This is a genomic window from Streptomyces sp. NPDC005195, from assembly GCF_040608315.1.
Taxonomy (GTDB): Bacteria; Actinomycetota; Actinomycetes; order Streptomycetales; family Streptomycetaceae; genus Streptomyces; species Streptomyces kaempferi.
Window position 1 is genome coordinate 20,140 of record NZ_JBEXHZ010000018.1, and the last position, 15,893, is coordinate 36,032.

13 protein-coding genes are annotated in these 15,893 nt (G+C 73.8%); 4 read left to right on the forward strand and 9 right to left on the reverse strand.

The features are described from left to right. Window positions 1-54: 54 nt before the first annotated feature. From ABZV34_RS20025 to ABZV34_RS20045, 5 genes are all read right to left on the reverse strand, one after another. Complete coding sequence (locus ABZV34_RS20025; RefSeq protein WP_356278307.1) at window positions 55-1,158, reverse strand: nitric oxide synthase oxygenase; 1,104 nt, start codon at window positions 1,156-1,158, stop codon at window positions 55-57. Window positions 1,159-1,923: 765 nt separating this feature from the next. Beyond that, window positions 1,924-3,423, reverse strand: a complete 1,500-nt coding sequence (locus ABZV34_RS20030) for an FUSC family protein (protein ID WP_356278055.1) — start codon at window positions 3,421-3,423, stop codon at window positions 1,924-1,926. Between the two features lie 200 nt (window positions 3,424-3,623). Continuing rightward, window positions 3,624-4,547: a carbamate kinase gene (locus tag ABZV34_RS20035; protein ID WP_356278058.1), complete on the reverse strand. Its 924-nt coding sequence runs from the start codon at window positions 4,545-4,547 to the stop codon at window positions 3,624-3,626. A 128-nt stretch (window positions 4,548-4,675) separates the two neighbouring features. Then, a complete protein-coding gene (locus ABZV34_RS20040) occupies window positions 4,676-5,116 on the reverse strand; it encodes a pyridoxamine 5'-phosphate oxidase family protein (protein WP_356278310.1) in 441 nt (146 codons plus the stop codon). Then, window positions 5,116-5,805 carry a pyridoxamine 5'-phosphate oxidase family protein gene (locus tag ABZV34_RS20045; RefSeq protein WP_356278061.1) on the reverse strand — a complete coding sequence of 230 codons (690 nt, stop codon included), beginning with the start codon at window positions 5,803-5,805 and terminating at the stop codon, window positions 5,116-5,118. Before ABZV34_RS20045 ends, ABZV34_RS20040 begins: the two co-directional genes overlap by 1 nt. A 338-nt stretch (window positions 5,806-6,143) precedes the next feature. On the opposite strand from ABZV34_RS20045, the gene ABZV34_RS20050 reads away from it, so the two are divergent. Together ABZV34_RS20050 and ABZV34_RS20055 are read left to right on the forward strand one after the other, a co-directional pair. After that, window positions 6,144-6,608 carry a cyclic nucleotide-binding domain-containing protein gene (locus ABZV34_RS20050; protein WP_356278063.1) on the forward strand — a complete coding sequence of 155 codons (465 nt, stop codon included), beginning with the start codon at window positions 6,144-6,146 and terminating at the stop codon, window positions 6,606-6,608. A 183-nt stretch (window positions 6,609-6,791) separates the two neighbouring features. Further along, a complete protein-coding gene (locus ABZV34_RS20055) occupies window positions 6,792-7,493 on the forward strand; it encodes a response regulator transcription factor (protein ID WP_356278065.1) in 702 nt (233 codons plus the stop codon). A 144-nt stretch (window positions 7,494-7,637) separates the two neighbouring features. Here ABZV34_RS20055 and ABZV34_RS20060 read toward each other — a convergent pair whose 3' ends face one another. Both ABZV34_RS20060 and ABZV34_RS20065 read right to left on the reverse strand, forming a co-directional pair. Then, complete coding sequence (locus ABZV34_RS20060; RefSeq protein WP_356278068.1) at window positions 7,638-9,398, reverse strand: GAF domain-containing protein; 1,761 nt, start codon at window positions 9,396-9,398, stop codon at window positions 7,638-7,640. 281 nt (window positions 9,399-9,679) lie between these two features. Continuing rightward, the gene (locus ABZV34_RS20065; RefSeq protein ID WP_356278071.1) at window positions 9,680-12,079 is read right to left on the reverse strand and encodes a phosphoketolase family protein; all 2,400 of its coding nucleotides are present in this window, start codon (window positions 12,077-12,079) and stop codon (window positions 9,680-9,682) included. Between the two features lie 47 nt (window positions 12,080-12,126). Between ABZV34_RS20065 and ppk2 the strand changes: the two genes are divergently transcribed. Then, window positions 12,127-12,930 carry a polyphosphate kinase 2 gene (gene ppk2 / locus ABZV34_RS20070; protein WP_356278073.1) on the forward strand — a complete coding sequence of 268 codons (804 nt, stop codon included), beginning with the start codon at window positions 12,127-12,129 and terminating at the stop codon, window positions 12,928-12,930. Window positions 12,931-12,935: 5 nt separating this feature from the next. Here the strand turns inward: ppk2 and ABZV34_RS20075 are convergent, their stop codons facing one another. Continuing rightward, the gene (locus ABZV34_RS20075) at window positions 12,936-13,826 is read right to left on the reverse strand and encodes a universal stress protein (RefSeq protein WP_356278076.1); all 891 of its coding nucleotides are present in this window, start codon (window positions 13,824-13,826) and stop codon (window positions 12,936-12,938) included. Window positions 13,827-13,831: 5 nt separating this feature from the next. Continuing rightward, on the reverse strand, window positions 13,832-14,395 hold the full coding sequence (locus ABZV34_RS20080) for a hypothetical protein (RefSeq protein WP_356278079.1): 564 nt from the start codon (window positions 14,393-14,395) through the stop codon (window positions 13,832-13,834). Between the two features lie 662 nt (window positions 14,396-15,057). Between ABZV34_RS20080 and ABZV34_RS20085 the strand changes: the two genes are divergently transcribed. Then, entirely contained in the window at window positions 15,058-15,885 is an 828-nt protein-coding gene (locus ABZV34_RS20085; protein WP_356278082.1) for an oxidoreductase, read from the forward strand. The last annotated feature ends 8 nt before the right edge of the window (window positions 15,886-15,893 follow it).

Genomic DNA, 15,893 nt, shown 5'->3' on the forward strand with positions numbered 1-15,893 from the left:
CCTCTCGGTCCCCGCGTTGCTCGGGCCCGACGGTAGCAGTCGGCGGCCTGCGGTCTAGACCAGGACCTCCCCCTCACCGCCGCGCGCCCGTTCGTGCGCCTCGGGATGGTGCACGTACGCGGGCCGCTGCTCCACCGTTTCGTAGGTGCGGTGGAAGACGGGTGTGGCACTGCCCGAGATGGGCGGCACGATCCACGACCAGTCGGCACCGACGCGACGGCCCTTGCGCTCCTCACGGCCGAGATGGGTGAGGAAGTGCCGGGACTCGGTGTGGTGGTCGGTGACGGTGACGCCCGCGCGGTCGAACGAGTAGAGGACCGAGCGGTTGAGTTCGACGAGCGTGCGGTCCTTCCAGAGGGAGCGGTCGGTGCGGGTGTCGAGGCCCAGGCGTTCGGCGAGGAACGGGAGGAGGTCGTAGCGGTCGGCGTCGGCGAGGTTGCGGGCGCCTATCTCGGTGCCCATGTACCAGCCGTTGAAGGGGGCCGTCGGGTAGCAGATGCCGCCGATCTCCAGGCACATGTTGGCCAGCGCGGGCACGGCGTGCCAGCGCAGTCCGAGCGAGCGCCACCATGTGTACTCGGGGTGTTCCAGCCGTACTTCGAGCACCGCGTCGTCCGGCAGCGTGAACCAACGGGGCCCCTCGCCGGCGCCCTGGACCACCAGGGGCAGGACGTCGAAGGGGGTGCCCGGACCGCCGGGCCAGCCCAGCCGCCGGGCGAGCGCGGTGAGCCCGGCGTTGCGCGGGTCGCCGGTCACGCTTCCGTCGGGGCGGGTGTATCCGGCGTACCGGATGAGCTGTTCGTTCCAGATCCGCGGGCCGGGGCGGCCCGGCTCGTCCGGCGCGAAGACCGTGATGAGCGCGCGGATGCGGCCGTCGCGGGTGGCCTCCCGCAGATGGTCCGCGGAGGCGTGGGCGACGTCCCGCGCCGTCCGCACCTCCCTGCGGTCGCGGACCCGCAGCGAGTGCCAGTACAGGCGCCCGATGCACCGGTTGGCGTTGCGCCAGGCGACGCGGGCGCCGAAGACCAGCTCCTCGGTGGTGTGGCGGTACGTGCCCGTTCCGGCGATCTCCGCCCGTGCGGCGGCGATGCGCCGGGACGGGTCACCGAGACGCTGTTCGGTGTGATGAAGGGTGAGGAACTCGGCGGCGGCGCGCAGCAGTTCGTACGCCGTCCGCCGCGGACCCGTGAGGGTCCGTTCCGTCGCGCCGGGCGCCTCGGAGCCGGTCCGCGGCACGGGGCCGGGCGCCTCGGGGCCGCTCCACGGCGCGGTCCGGTCCGGGCGGGACGTCTGCACCGGGCAGGAGCGCACCTCGGCTGCCGGGCCTCCGTCCGGCCGGCCCTGGAAGTCCGGTACCGGGACCGGCAGCGGGGTGGGGACCGGGACCGGGGCTGGGTGCTGGACCGTGGCAGCCGGGTCCGGGCGCGTACGAGGCTCCGTGCCGGCCCGCCCGCGCGGCGGACGGGACTCCGTACGCTCCGTCCGGTAACCGCCCGGAAGCCGCGCCCGGGGGCCGTCCGGGAGCTGATCCCGGTGGCCCTCCGGACGCTGATCCCTGCGGTCGTCGGGAAGCCGGTCCCGGCGGCCTCCGGCCCCGTCCTCGGGTTCGTCCGTCTCGTCGTCGACCCGGCGGCCTCCGGCCACGAGCCGGTCCAGCCATCCGCCCGGCCCGCCGGGCCACGGCGCGCTCCCCTCGTCCGCGAAGCGCTCACCGTGTCCGGTTCCGCGCGACATGTCCCGCATGGCGCCACCCCCAGCGGCTCCGTCCGCGGGCCGCTCCCGCACGGTCCGCGGCTTCCGTGCGTCTGATAGCCGCGGGGTTACCCGGCCGACACGGTGATCCACCATCCGCGTGGCTCGTACATCCGTCTCGTCCACGGGGCTGGTTTGCCCCTGGCCCATGCCGGACGCACGCGCTCGATCTCAGGCACGCAGGGGCGGGGAGCCGCGCAGCGGCGCGGCCAGCGCGACGAGCGCCCGTTCCAGGCCGTGCAGGTGGGCGAGCGCCTGCTCGGCGCCCGGGTGCCGGCCGGGCACGCCCTGGTCGGCCGTCGGGGCACGCTCCGGCACCGCTCCGACCAGGGACTCCACCGCTGTCTCCACCCGCCGGCAGGCAGCCGTCAGCCGGGCGTCGTGGGAGGCGTCCGGGTCCCCGGCGACGGCCACGAGACCGTGTGCCTCACGGGCGCAGTCGTCCAGCAGGGCGAGCACCTGACGGGCCCGCTCCTTGCGCGCCCGCATCGGGTTGAGGGGATGCACCAGGGGCGCGAGCGCCATCCGTACGCGCCCCAGAAGTGCTTCGAGCTCCCCCGCATGGGGTGCGGGGTTCGCGGTCTCGTCCCCCGCGAGCCGTGCGGTCGCCGCCGCGGTGCAGCCGTGCACCGCGTGCAGGGCCCGCTCGACCCAGCGGTCGGTGACCGTGTGTGTGGTGAGGGGCAGGATCAGCGCGACGCCGAGCGCCGCGCCGAGCGCGCCGACGCCGGTCTCCGCGAGCCGCAGCACGATCAGCCCCGGGTCCAGCACGCCGAGCAGACCGTAGAGCGACTCGGCCATCAGCGTCACCGCGAGCATCATCCAGGTGTACGAGACGGCGGCCGCGTAGAAGATCCCGAAGACGCACACCGCGACGAGGACGGCGCTGGGGACCGGCGCGCCGTGCAGGGGCACCGCGACGACGAGGCCCAGGGCCATGCCGAGCACCGTGCCGAGCACCCGGCGGAAGCCGCGCACCAGCGTCTCGCCGCGCGAGGCGGTGTTCACGAAGATCCACCAGGTGGCGCCCACGGCCCAGTACCAGCGGTCCCCCGACAGCCACTGGCCCACCACCAGCGCGAAGGCGGCACCCACGGTCGCCTGGAGCGCCTGGCGGGTGGTCGGCCTGGCCCAGCCCCTTCCGTGCGGTGCGGGGGGCGTCGCGCCGGGCGGCAGCCGTCTCTCGAAGCACCACAGGACAAAGCGCACCAGCGAGGAGGCCAGCAGCGAGAGCAGTACGGCGACGTACAGGCCGGGCAACTGCCGCGGGACGGCGTGCAGGAACTGCGTCATGAAGAAGGTCATGAACGCGAACACGCCCAGGGAGTGGCCCCGCGGCCCCCAGCGCCGCGCGTGCACGCCGGCGCCGACGACCGCCAGGAAGGCCACGTCCCTCGCGACGGGGTGGTCGTGCAGCCCGGCGGCGAGGGCCAGGACGGGGAAGCCCACGGCGGGGAGCAGGGCCGTGGTGAGGGCCTGCCCCCGCACGGTCGCGTCGGTCACCGTGAAGAGGGCGAGCAGCGCGGCGAGGCCGCCGGCCACGGCCCCCACGAGTCCCCGGCCGGCCAGGCCGCACAGGGCCACCGCCAGACCGATACCGAGGACGGACCGGGAGGCGTTGCGCAGCCGCAGCCGTCCCGGATCCGGCGCCATGAACACCCTCTTGAGCACTGCCCCGCCCTCTCACCACCGCCCGGCCGAACCGGCATGGAAAAGGCGCCGCGGGATTCCGCAGCGCCGTCGATGGGGACATCACACCATCCGCGGCCCGCCTGGCTCAACAGAGGTCGGATCCGGTGGACCATTGGCCCACCCCGGCCGACTCACGCCGTGCCACGGATGAGCCAACGGATCACCCGGTGGGCAACGCGTCACTCGACGGGCAGGTCCGGCCGCACGAGCGTGCCGGACCTGCCGTGGACGATCTCGTACGCCGCGTCCAGGGCGCCGATCGCGGCCGGTCCGCCGGTGCGCTCGACGAAGCGCGCGGCGGCCTCGGCCTTCGGGCCCATGGAGCCTTCGGTGAATCCGCCCCGGCGCAGTTCGGCGGGCGTGGCGTCGGACAGGGGCCGCTGGCCGGGGGTGCGGTAGCCGGCGTAGACGCACGGCACGTCGGTGAGGATGAGCAGGAAGTCGGCCGCCAGGTCCTCGGCGAGCCGCGCCGCGGTGAGGTCCTTGTCCACGACGGCCTCCACGCCGGTCAGCGCGCCGGTGTCGTGGTCGGCGGTGACGGGGACTCCTCCGCCGCCCGCGCAGATGACGAGTGTGCCGCCTCGCAGCAGCTCGTGCACGGTGTCCGTCTCCCATACCCGCTCGGGCTCCGGGGAGGGCACGACTCGACGCCGGCCCGTGCCGGCCGCGGTGAAGTGCAGGCCGCGCCCCTCGGCGAGGGACGACGCCACGTCCCGTGGGTACACCTGGCCGACGGATTTCGTGGGGTGGTCGAAGGCCGGGTCGTCGGCGCGCACGAGGGTGTGCGTGACCAGCGCGACGATCCGGCGACCGGGCAGGGCGTCGTGCAGGCTGCGGGCCAGCAGGGACCCGATCATGCCCTGGGTCTGGGCGCCCAGGAGGTCCAGCGGGTACGGGGCGCTCAGGGCGGGATCGGCCGCGCTCTCGCCGGCGAGGAGGCCGAGCTGTGGTCCGTTGCCGTGCGTGATGACCATCTCGTGCTCGTGGGCGAGGGCGGCGAGCGCGGTGGTGACCCGGTCGACGTTGGCTTCCTGAACGGCCGCGTCGGGGCTTTCACCCCGGTGCAGCAGGGCGTTGCCGCCGAGCGCCACGACGATGCGCATGGAGCGGTCCTTCTCGGGGTCGGTCCTTCTCGGGGGAACAGGGTGCGGGGGCGGTTGGGAGGGTTCGTCGGGGCGGGGAGGTCTTCCGGGGGCGAGCACCTCGGCGAGCACTCTTCGTCGAGGACTCTTCAGAGGGAGAGGTCGACTCCGTACGCCGTGCGTCCGCCGACCAGTGCACGGCCGGTCACCAGTTCGGGCTCGATGCGGATGAAGACGTCGCGGGGCGTGGCGACCCAGGAGCGGGGGCCGGTGTGGGACAGCCTCCCGTGCTCGGCGGGGTCGGTCACCACCGTCGCGCGGCCGGTGACGACGACGCTCCAGCCGGAGTGCGCACGGGCGTCGACCTCGTCCGCCTCGAAGGCCACGACCACGCCGTCGACCGAACGGGCCAGATCCGAGTCCGCCGCCGTGCGCAGCAGCACGGCGGAGTCGGCGTCCAGGCAGAAGGTGACCGGCAGTACCGCGGGCAGGGCGTGACGCGTGTGCACGATACGGCCGACGGGCGCCCTGACCAGCAGGACGAGGCACTCCTGCCGGCCGAGTTCGCGAAAGCCGTCGTCGGCATACATCACAGGTCGACTTTGATCCGGCGTCCGGAGATGTCGGCGGTGTCGATGGAAAGCCACACCAGGCCCTCGCCGCCCGCCCAGGGGGCGCTGTACGCGAGCTCCTCCAGCCGTCGTACGGCGGCCGGGTCCGTCACGGCATGGGCCCGGCCGCGTACGAGCACGCTCCAGCCCTGGCTCAGCGCCTCGTCGATGTGATCGACCTCGAAGGCGACCCTGGCTCCGTCGGCAGCGGCGGGTGCCGAGCCGGGCGCCGTCCTGCAGACCACCGCGCCGTCCACGACGCTGTAGTTCAGCGGGCCGATGTACGGGCCGCTGGGCGTGTCCACGGCCAGCCTTCCGACACCGTGCGTCGACAGCCGCGCCCGGCACTCCTCGGTGTCGAGCACCAGCGCCGGGGGGTACCGGCCCGCCCGGCCGACGCCGGGCGGACGGCCGGCGTGACCGCCGCGCAGGGCCGCCACGCTGGTCTCCAGGACGTCGGCGAGCCGGATGAGCACGCCGACGCCCGGTGTGGCCGTGGGCTGGTCCTCGAGGTACTGGATGTAGCCGGGAGCCGTGCCCGCCCGGTGGGCCGTCTCCTCCCTGGTCAGACCCAGTTCCTCACGTCGTCGGGCGATACGGCGCCCGATGTCGCCCTGTGCGCCGTCCGCTGCCGGGGACACCGTGTTCGGCGGGATCTGTGGGGGCATGGCCTTCACTTCTTCCTGTCGGGAGGCCCTGGTCGCCGTCCTGCCGGGGCTCCGACCGTCGTGACCGGCCGTGCGGAGCGGTCGTACGAAGTGGTGGCGGCCTCGTACGTCCAGCGTGACCGTGGTGGACGCGGTCCGCTTGGGCCGGTCGGACCCTTTCGCCGGCCGGACGGGGCAGGACGGCCGCCCGCGGTCCGGAGTGCGCGGACGGGCCGTGGCGGCCGTCCCGTCCGATGCCATGCGGCCCGGTCCCCGGGGCCGGGTGGCCCCTGGCACCGGCCGCGGGACGGCGAGAGTGTGAATGCGGCAGGGCCACGCGTCAGGAAGAGACCAGGGACATGAACGCTTCCCCCACATTCACCAGGCTGCGGGCACTGCCCGTCGAACACCGCGAGCACCTGATGCGTCTCGCCCGTGAGGTGTCGTTCCCCCAGGGAACCAGGCTGTTCGAGGAGGGCAGGCGCGCCGACCGGTTCTGGATCATCCGGACCGGCACCATCACGCTCGACCTGCGCGTACCGGGCCGTCGCGCGGCCGTCATCGAGACCCTCGGGCACAACGAACTCATCGGCTGGTCCTGGCTGTTCCAGCCCCACGTCTGGCATCTCGGCGCCGAGACGACCAGCCCTGTGCGCGCGTTCGAGTTCGACGCCGAGGACGTCAGGGCCATGTGCCAGGACGACCCGGTGCTGGGAATGGCGGTGGCCGAGTGGGTGGGGGACACCGTCGCGCGACGGCTGCGGTCGGCCAGGACACGGCTGCTGGACCTGTACGCGCCCTACGGCAGCGGCCCGCTCGGCTGACGCCGGCACCCCTCGTCGGCCGCGTCGCCCGCCGGGTCGGACCGGTCAGCCCTGGCGCACCCGGGCCCGGAAGGCGATGATCGTCGTCACGGCCGGCTCGTCGTCCGGGACGCAGGTCCCCCGGGGACGATCCACGGTCCGCCGGGGAACATCCGCCAGGGAGCAACGGGACAAGGGGTCGTCATGGCCGAGGCGCGTGCCTTCACGGAACAGAACCCGATCCGGGTCTTTCTGCTGGACGACCACGAGGTCGTACGCCGTGGCCTGACCGACCTTCTGGACGCCGAGCCGGACATCTCGGTGGTCGGCGACGCGGGCAGCGTCGCACAGGCGCTGGTGCGCGGCCCGGCGCTGCGGCCGCACGTGGCCGTGCTCGACGTACGCCTGCCGGACGGCGACGGGATCGGCGTCTGCCGCGAGCTGCGCAGTCAGATGCCGGACCTGGCCTGTCTGATGCTGACATCCTTCGACGACGAGGAGGCGCTGCTCGACGCGATCATGGCGGGGGCCGCGGGCTACGTGCTCAAGCAGATCAAGGGCTCCGACCTGGTCTCGGCGGTGCGGACGGTCGCCTCGGGCCAGTCGATGCTGGATCCGGCGACGACCGCCCGGCTGATGCGGTCGCTGCGCGCCGACCCGGCCGGGGAGCCGGTCCTCGCCCCCGAACTCGCCGGCCTCTCGCCCCGCGAGCGGGACATCCTCGCGCTCGTCGGGGACGGGCTCACCAACCGGGAGATCGGCAAGAAGCTGTACCTGTCCGAGAAGACGGTGAAGAACCACATCTCCCGGCTGCTGGCCAAACTCGGTGTCCAGCGCCGTGTGCAGGCGGCGGTCCTGGCCAGCCACCTGGAGCACCCGGACACCACGGGCCACTCCGCACGCTGACGCCGTATCCGGGTATCCGGGTATCCGGTGCCCCACGCCCCGGCAGAGTGACGGCACTGCGACCTCACCGGTCCGGGACACCCACCGGCCCCCGCCCGGCACCACCGGAGCACCCGGACCGTCCGGACCGTCCGGACCGCCGTCTCAGACGCCCCCCGGCCCCCCGGCCGTGCGCGAGCCGGCCGGCCTCACCGGTACCCGCCACACCAGCCGCGTACCGCCGCCCTCAGGCCTCTCCCCGAGTGTCATGGCTCCGCCCAGGGCGACGGCACGCTCCTCCAGGTTCCGCAGCCCGCTGCGCACGGCCCCGGGCGGCACTCCGCAGCCGTCGTCGGCCACCGTCAGCGTCAACTCGCCCCCGACGCACCGAAGCCGGACGTCCACGGCCCGTGCCCCGGAGTGCCGGGCCGCGTTGCTCAGCGCCTCTCCGAGCACCGCGACGGCGTGGTCGGCGATCTCGCCGGGGACGTCGGTCTCCACGAGCCCCTCGATCCGCAGCGCGGGCGAGAACCCGAACGAGGTGGCCGAGGCCGTCACGGCCTGCGAGACCCGGCCGCGCAGCCCGGCGCCCTCGCCGGTACCCGCGCCGTGCGTGCGCAGACCGAAGATCGTGGACCGAATGATCTTGATGGTGTCGTCGAGGTCGTCGACGGTCCGCGTCAGTCGCTCCCGCCCCTCCGGATGCTCCATGAAGCGCTGCGCGCTCTGCAGGGTCATCCCCGCCGCGAAGAGCCGCTGGATGGCCAGGTCGTGGAGGTCGCGGGCGATGCGGTCACGGTCCTGGAGCAGCGCGATCTGTTCCGCGTCCCGGCGCCGTTCGGCCAGTTCCAGGGCCAGGGCGGCCTGGTCGGCGAACCCGAGCAGCGGACCGGTGTCCGCGTCACCGAACGGCACGCCGCCCGGCTCCCGTCCCAGCAGCAGCACCCCGCGCGCCTTCCCACTGGTCCCCAGCGGCACCGCCACCACGGGCCCGAGCCCGGCCCACGGGGCCGCGTCCGCGCCCGGCCGGGCGTCGTGCGCGATGTCGGTACTGACCACCGGCTCGGCCGTGGCCAGCGCGGCTCCCACGAGGCCGTCCCGGGAGGACAGCACCAGGCCGCCGCGCTCGCGCGCACCGAGGCCGACCGCGAGTGCCGGACGCAGGGCCTCCTCCCCCGGCACCCGCTCCGCGATCATCCCCATGTCCGCGCAGACGATCTTCCGCGCCTCGTCGATGATCAGTTCCAGCACCTCCCCGCCGGGCGCGCCGGTCAGCAGCACGCTGGTGACCTTCCCGCTGGCCCGCTGCCACCGCTCGCGCAGGCGCGTCTCCTCGTACAGCCGCGCGTTCTCGATGGCGACCCCGGCCGCGACCGCGAGAGTCGACAGGACCGACTCGTCCTCGGCGTCGAACTGCGTGCCGCTGCGCTTCTCGGTGAGGTAGAGGTTCCCGAACACCTCGTCGCGCACTCGGATCGGGACTCCGAGGAACGAGTGCATCGGCGGGTGGTGAGCGGGGAAGCCGTACGACTCCGGGTGCCGCGAGAGCTCCGGCAGCCGCAGCGGCACCGGGTGCCGGATCAGCTCGCCGAGAAGCCCGTGCCCGCTGGGCAGGGCCCCGATCCGCGCGCGCCGCTCCTCGTCGATCCCGACGGTCAGGAACTCGGAGAGTTTCCGGTCCCCGCCGATGACGCCGAGCGCCCCGTACTCGGCGTCCACGAGCACCACCGCGGCCTCCACGATGCTGCGCAGCACCTGCGGCAGGTCCAGCTCCCGTCCGACCGAGAGGACGGCCTCCAGCAGGCTGTGCAGGCGGTCCCTGGTGCCGCGCACCGCGTCGATACGCACCTGCAGCTCGCCCAGCAGCTCATCGAGCCGCAGTCGGGGCAGGTGCTGCCCGGACCCCTGGCTCCCGTCCGCGTTCATCGCTTCCTCCGACCGACAGGGCAGGCAAGGCAGCTCGGACCAGCTCTCGTGTCTTCACGGTACTGGCCGGGAGCCCCGGTCTCATCACCAGGACGCCACGGGGTCCCCCGGACCGGGCTCGCGCGGGAATCGACCCGTCGGTGCCGAGGACGACGGCCGCCGTGCCCCGGGCGTACGGGGTACGGCGGCCTCACGCGGCCCGGTGCTCACCGGGCCGCGTGAGGCCCGCTCGGGGTGGGCGGTCACGACGGGGCCCCTCGACACCCCACGGGTGCCGGCCGTCAGCCGGTCCAGCTCCAGTCGGCGACCTCGGGCAGATCGGTGCCGTGTTCGCGGATCCAGGCGTGGTGGCGGGTGCGGACGTCGGCCATCCGCTGGCGCACGGCGGCGGCGCGGACACCGAGGCCGGGGACCCGGTCGATGACGTCCATGACGAGGCGGTAGCGGTCCAGGTCGTTGCGGACGACCATGTCGAAGGGGGTCGTGGTGGTGCCCATCTCCTTGTAGCCGCGGACGTGCAGGTGGGGGTGGCCGGTGCGGCGGTAGGCGAGACGGTGGATGAGCCAGGGGTAGCCGTGGTAGGCGAAGATCACCGGCTTGTCGGTGGTGAACAGTCCGTCGTACTCGAGGTCGCTCATCCCGTGCGGGTGGTCCTCGTGCGGCATCAGCCGGGTCATGTCGACGACGTTGACGACGCGTACGGCGAGTTCGGGCAGATGGCGCCGGATGAGGTCGGCGGCGGCCAGGATCTCCTGGGTGGGGACGTCGCCCGCGCAGGCTAGGACGACATCCGGTTCGCGGTCCGGGCCGACCGAGCCCGCCCACTCCCAGATGCCGGCGCCGCGGGCGCAGTGGGCGCGCGCCTCGTCCATGGAGAGCCAGTCGAAGCAGGGCTGCTTGCCCGCGACGACGACGTTGACGTAGTCGCGGCTGCGCAGCACGTGATCGGCCACGGACAGCAGGGTGTTGGCGTCCGGCGGCAGGTAGACCCGTACGACCTCCGGGCTCTTGCTGAGGACATGGTCGACGAAACCGGGGTCCTGGTGGGAGAAGCCGTTGTGGTCCTGGCGCCAGACGTGCGAGGTGAGCAGGTAGTTCAGGGACGCGATCGGGGCACGCCACGACAACTCCCTCGACGTCCTAAGCCACTTGATGTGCTGGTTGACCATCGAGTCGACGACGTGGACGAAGGCCTCGTAGCAGGAGAACAGGCCGTGCCGGCCGGTGAGGAGATAGCCCTCCAGCCAGCCCTGGCAGATGTGCTCGGAGAGGATCTCCATGACCCGGCCGTGCCGGTCCAGGTGTTCGTCCACCTGGAGGGTCTGGGCCTGCCAGGCCTTCCCGCTGGCGCCGTAGACGGCGTCCAGCCGGTTGGACGCGGTCTCGTCGGGGCCCACCAGCCGGAAGTCGCGGTGGTGCGCGCTGTCCTTCATGACCTGTTCGAGGAGGTCGCCGAGGACGCGGGTGGGTTCGTGCTGGGTCGCGCCCGGCTTGTCGACGGGGACGGCGAAGCGGTCCAGGGAGGGGACGGGCAGGTCGCGGACGAGCAGACCCCCGTTGGCGTGCGGGGTGGCGCCCAGCCGGCGCGCTCCCTCCGGGACGCAGGTGAGGACCTCGGCGACGGGCCGGCCCTCGGCGTCGAAGAGCTCCTCGGGGCGGTAGGAGCGCAGCCAGTGCTCCAACTGGCGCAGGTGGTCCGGGTTTTCCCGCACGGAGGCCAGCGGGACCTGGTGGGCGCGCCATGTTCCCGCGACGGGCAGGCCGTCGACCTCCGCGGGGCCCGTCCACCCCTTCGGAGTGCGCAGCACGATCATGGGCCAGCGCACCCGCTCGGTCACGCCGTCCCCACGGGCGGTGCGCTGCATCAGCGCGATGCGGTCCAGGGCGCGGTCGAAGGCGTCGGCCATGGCCCGGTGCACCTGGTGCGGGTCGTCACTGGTGACGTGGATGGGGTCGTGGCCGTAGCCGCGCAGCAGCTCGTCGAGTTCGGGCTCCGGCATGCGGGCCAGCACGGTCGGGTTGGCGATCTTGTAGCCGTTGAGGTGCAGGATCGGCAGCACGGCCCCGTCGTGGACCGGGTCGAGGAACTTGTTGGAGTGCCAGGACGCGGCCAGCGGGCCGGTCTCCGCCTCGCCGTCCCCGATGACGCAGGCGACCAGCAGGTCCGGGTTGTCGAAGGCGGCACCGTAGGCGTGGGCGAGCGAGTAGCCGAGCTCTCCCCCTTCGTGGATCGAGCCCGGTGTCTCGGGAGCGACATGGCTGGGCACGCCACCGGGGAAGGAGAACTGCCTGAACAGCCGCTCCATGCCGGCCGCGTCCCGCGACACGTTCGGGTAGGTCTCGCTGTAGCTGCCCTCCAGCCAGGAGTTGGCGAGCACGGCGGGCCCGCCGTGACCGGGTCCCCAGACGCACAGCGCGTCCAGGCCGCGGGCCCTGATCACCCGGTTGAGGTGGGTGTGGACGAGGTTGAGTCCGGGCGAGGTGCCCCAGTGGCCCAGCAGCCGGGGCTTGATGTGGGCGGGGGTCAGGGGCTCGGTGAGCAGCGGGTTGGCCAGCAGGTAGATCTGGCCCACGGCAAGGTAGTTGGCGGCCCGCCAGTGGGCGTCCAGGGTGCGCAGTTCCTCGTCGCTCAGTACGGTGGCGTCCTGTCGTTCCACCTTGGACGGTTGGACCTTGGGCATGGTGACTCCGAAGTCATCGGGGCAAGTCAGCGGGCGGAGGAGGCGGCATGGCCGGCAAGAGGACGGCGTCGTTGCCGGGGGCGGTGTACGAGCGGGAACTGCTGCGGCTCCAGACGGAACTGGTGAAGCTCCAGGAGTGGGTGCGCGCCGAGGGTGCCCGGCTCGTGGTGGTCTTCGAGGGACGTGACGCGGCGGGCAAGGGCGGCACGATCAAAAGGGTCTCGGAGCACCTCAACCCGCGGGTCGCGCGGACCGTGGCGCTGCCCAGGCCGACCGAGCGCGAGCGCACCCAGTGGTATTTCCAGCGGTACGTCGAGCATCTGCCGGCCGCCGGGGAGATCGTCCTGTTCGACCGGAGCTGGTACAACCGGGCCGGTGTCGAGCACGTCATGGGTTTCTGCACCAAGGAGGAGTACCAACTCTTCCTGCGTCAATGCCCTCTCTTCGAGCGCATGCTCGTGGAGGAGGGGATCGTGCTGCGCAAGTACTGGTTCTCGGTGAGCGACGCGGTGCAGCAGGACCGGTTCCGGCGCCGGCTGAAGGATCCGACGCGGCGCTGGAAGCTCTCTCCGATGGACCTGGAGTCGATCACCCGCTGGGAGGCGTACTCCCGGGCCAAGGACGAGATGCTGGTGCACACCGACATCTCGGAGGCGCCCTGGTTCGTGGTCGAGAGCGACGACAAGCGGCGCGCCCGGCTGAACATGATCGCCCATCTGCTCGACTCGGTGCCCTACTACGAGGTGCCCCCACCGGTGCTCGAACTGCCGCCCCGGCCACCGTCGACCGGTTACGAGCGGCCGCCACGCGATCTTCAGACGTACGTCCCCGACCACGCGGCGAGCCTCTGAGCCGGTCACGGTGTTCCCGCCCGGCCGGGCACGACGGCGACCGGGCAGTCGGACCGGTGCAGGACGGCGTGCGCGATGCGGCCGACCGGCAGCCCGACGTGTCCATGGTGGCGCTCGGCGCCGACGACCAGCAGGTCCGCCTCGGCCGCGGCGGACAGCAGCACGTCGCGGGCGGGGCCCTCGGCGGCGCGCAGGCGGAGTTCCACCGAGGGATGGTCCGCCGCGGGCCCGCCGAGCGCCGACTCCAGGATCTCCACCGCCTGCCGCTCGTTCCGTCGGGCGGGTTCCCCGTCGACGGGCGGCTGGTCCGTCGGCTCCCGGCCGGGCCAGCGCCAGGCCCGTACCGCGTCCAGGGCGGCCCCGCGGGCCTGCGCCTCCTGGAGGGCGAAGCGCACGGGTGCGGAGCTGTGCGGGCCGTCGCCGACCCCGAGGACGATCCGCCGGTGCTCCCCGGCCGCCGGAGGGCTCTCGTGGCCGCCGCGCAGCACGATCACGGGGCAGTCGGCACGGGCGGCCACCGCGAGGCTCACCGAGCCGAGCAGCAGTTCGACGAGCCCGTTGCGCCCGCGCGAGCCGATGACCAGCGCGCGGGCGCCGTGCCCCTCGTGCAGCAGGGCACTCACCGGGTCGTCGGGCAGGACGTCGGCGGACACGTCCAGGCCGGGCCGCCGGTCACGGGCACGCCGTGTGGCGGCGTCGACGACGTCCTCCACCATCACCTGCTCCGAGGGCCGGTCCGCTCCCGTGGCGCGGGAGACCCCCTCGTAGCGTTCCCACAGGGAGGCGTTCACCAGCCGGAGCGGGGCACCGCGCAGCGCCGCCTCGTCCGCCGCCCAGTCCACGGCGCGCAGACTCGGTTCGGAACCGTCGACGCCCACGACGAGGGGAAGCTCCAAGGTCCTCACCTTCCCTTGCCGGGATCGAGGACGATCCCGGCCCTGGCCCGACCGCGCGGCACCACGGCCCGACCGCGCGGCACCGCGTCGGCGGGCCCGTCGGCGGACGCGGGCGGACGGGTCCCGTGGACGGCTCCGGTCCGGCCCACGGCGTACGGCCGCAGGACCTCGGCGGCATCGGGCCGCGTCCCGGGGGCGCGGCCCGTCACCGGGATGCCGTCACGGACCGTGCCGTGGATGGGGGCCCGGATCCTGCGGTACGCCGGCACGGCCACCCTCACGAGTTTCCCGCCGGGCCGCAACCCGGGGTGGGAAACGGCGAAGGCGGCTTCGACCGGCGTGCTGGTGATCCGCTCGCCGCGCGGCGTCTCCCGGCCGGAGGGACCCCGCTCGCACCGCCCGCGTGCCCTGTCCGGCCAGAGCGCGGCCGTTCGCCGCCGCCGGGCCGCCGGCCGCCGCGGAGCCGGACGGGTGACGCCCCGGACCCCGACCTGCCCGGAGCCCGCCGCGGGAAGAGGACGCTTCTCGACGACCGGAGGCTCACCGAAGACGGCGACACCGCGGGGCATGGTCCCCCTTTCCTGGGCCGGGCTGACGATCCCTTCCCAGCCTCTGGTCCCGAAACGCCGCGGTGCAGGGGCCGCAGGTCCCCGGCGGGGGCCGAACGGCCCTATGGACGGACGCGGCGGGAGGGGGCGGGAGTCCCGTCGGCGCTCACCTCGCGCTGTCACGTCGTCCTGTCGTCACGGCGGCCCTGTGTCCCTGCGTCCCTGTGTCCCTGCGTCGGCGCAGTCAGCGGTGGGCGCGGAGGTACGGCAGTGGTGCCGGGCGGGCGGCGGGCTCTCGGCGATCCACGTCAGCGGCGTCAGCGTGGTGCCGCGACGACGGTCACGCGGCCGGGCGGTCACACGGCCGGGCGGTCGGCTGCCACGTACTGGCAGGACGTCCGCGAATCCGTTCGTGAACCGACATCCGGCCCCACCACGACCTGGCCCCGGCAGCCGCCGGCCCGCACGCGGAAGACCAGGCACCCCGTTCCCGCACGGGGCCCGCGGAGGGAAGACATCGCAGGTGGGCCCGGTGCCCCGCGTCCGAGGCCGGCCGACCTGTGGTGCCCGCCCGCTCGAGCGTCCACGCTGGAGGGAGCACCCTCGGCCCGGTGCCCCCTCCGGTGAGCGACCGGACGGTCCTCGTACCGGTACGTACGCCCCTACGGCAGCGGAGGCCGGCCATGGACGACGTTCCCCTCCCCTATCAGGTGATCCAGGCGCGCGACGAGACGGCCGACACGGTCACCCTCACCCTCGCGCCGACCGGCACCGGACTGCTCGCGCCCTTCACGCCCGGCCGCTACGCCCTGGTGCACGCCCTCGGGGTGGGCCGTGTCCCGGTACCGGTGTCCCGCATCGACCGGCACGAACTCGCCCTCACGATACGGTCGGTGGAGGCGGTATCGGCCGCGCTGTGCGCCCTTCGGCCGGGCGGCCGGGTCGGTCTGCGCGGCCCGTTCGGCACCGGCTGGGAACTCGACAGGGCCGCCGGACAGGACCTGCTGGTCGTCGCGGACGGCCTCGGCCCGGCGCCACTGCGGCCGCTCGTCCTCGACGCCCTCGCCGCACCGCAGCTGTACGGACACCTGAACGTCCTGCTCGGCGCCCGCACCCCGGACGACATCCTCTACGCCCAGCAGACACACGCCTGGTCGGCGGCGCACGGCCCACCGCACTGCGCGGTCACCGTCGAGTGCCCCGGCCCCGCCTGGGAGGGTCCCGTCGGCGCCGTCACGGCTCTCCTGGACGGGGCCCGGTTCGAACCCGGGAACACCACTGCCTACGTCTGCGGCCCCGTGGAGACGGTCCGGGCGGCCGCCCGTGCCCTGCTCGGACACGGCCTGCCCGCCGAGCGGATCCGGGTGGCCCTCGACGGCTTCCCGGACGGCGACGCCGGTCACGGCGACCGGGCCCGCCCGGAGGATGTCCTGCTGTCCCGGGACGGCGGCCCGGTGGTCGGCTGGGACCAGGTCGAGTCCCCGTCCTCCACCGCGGGACCCGGCACCTGACCTGAGGT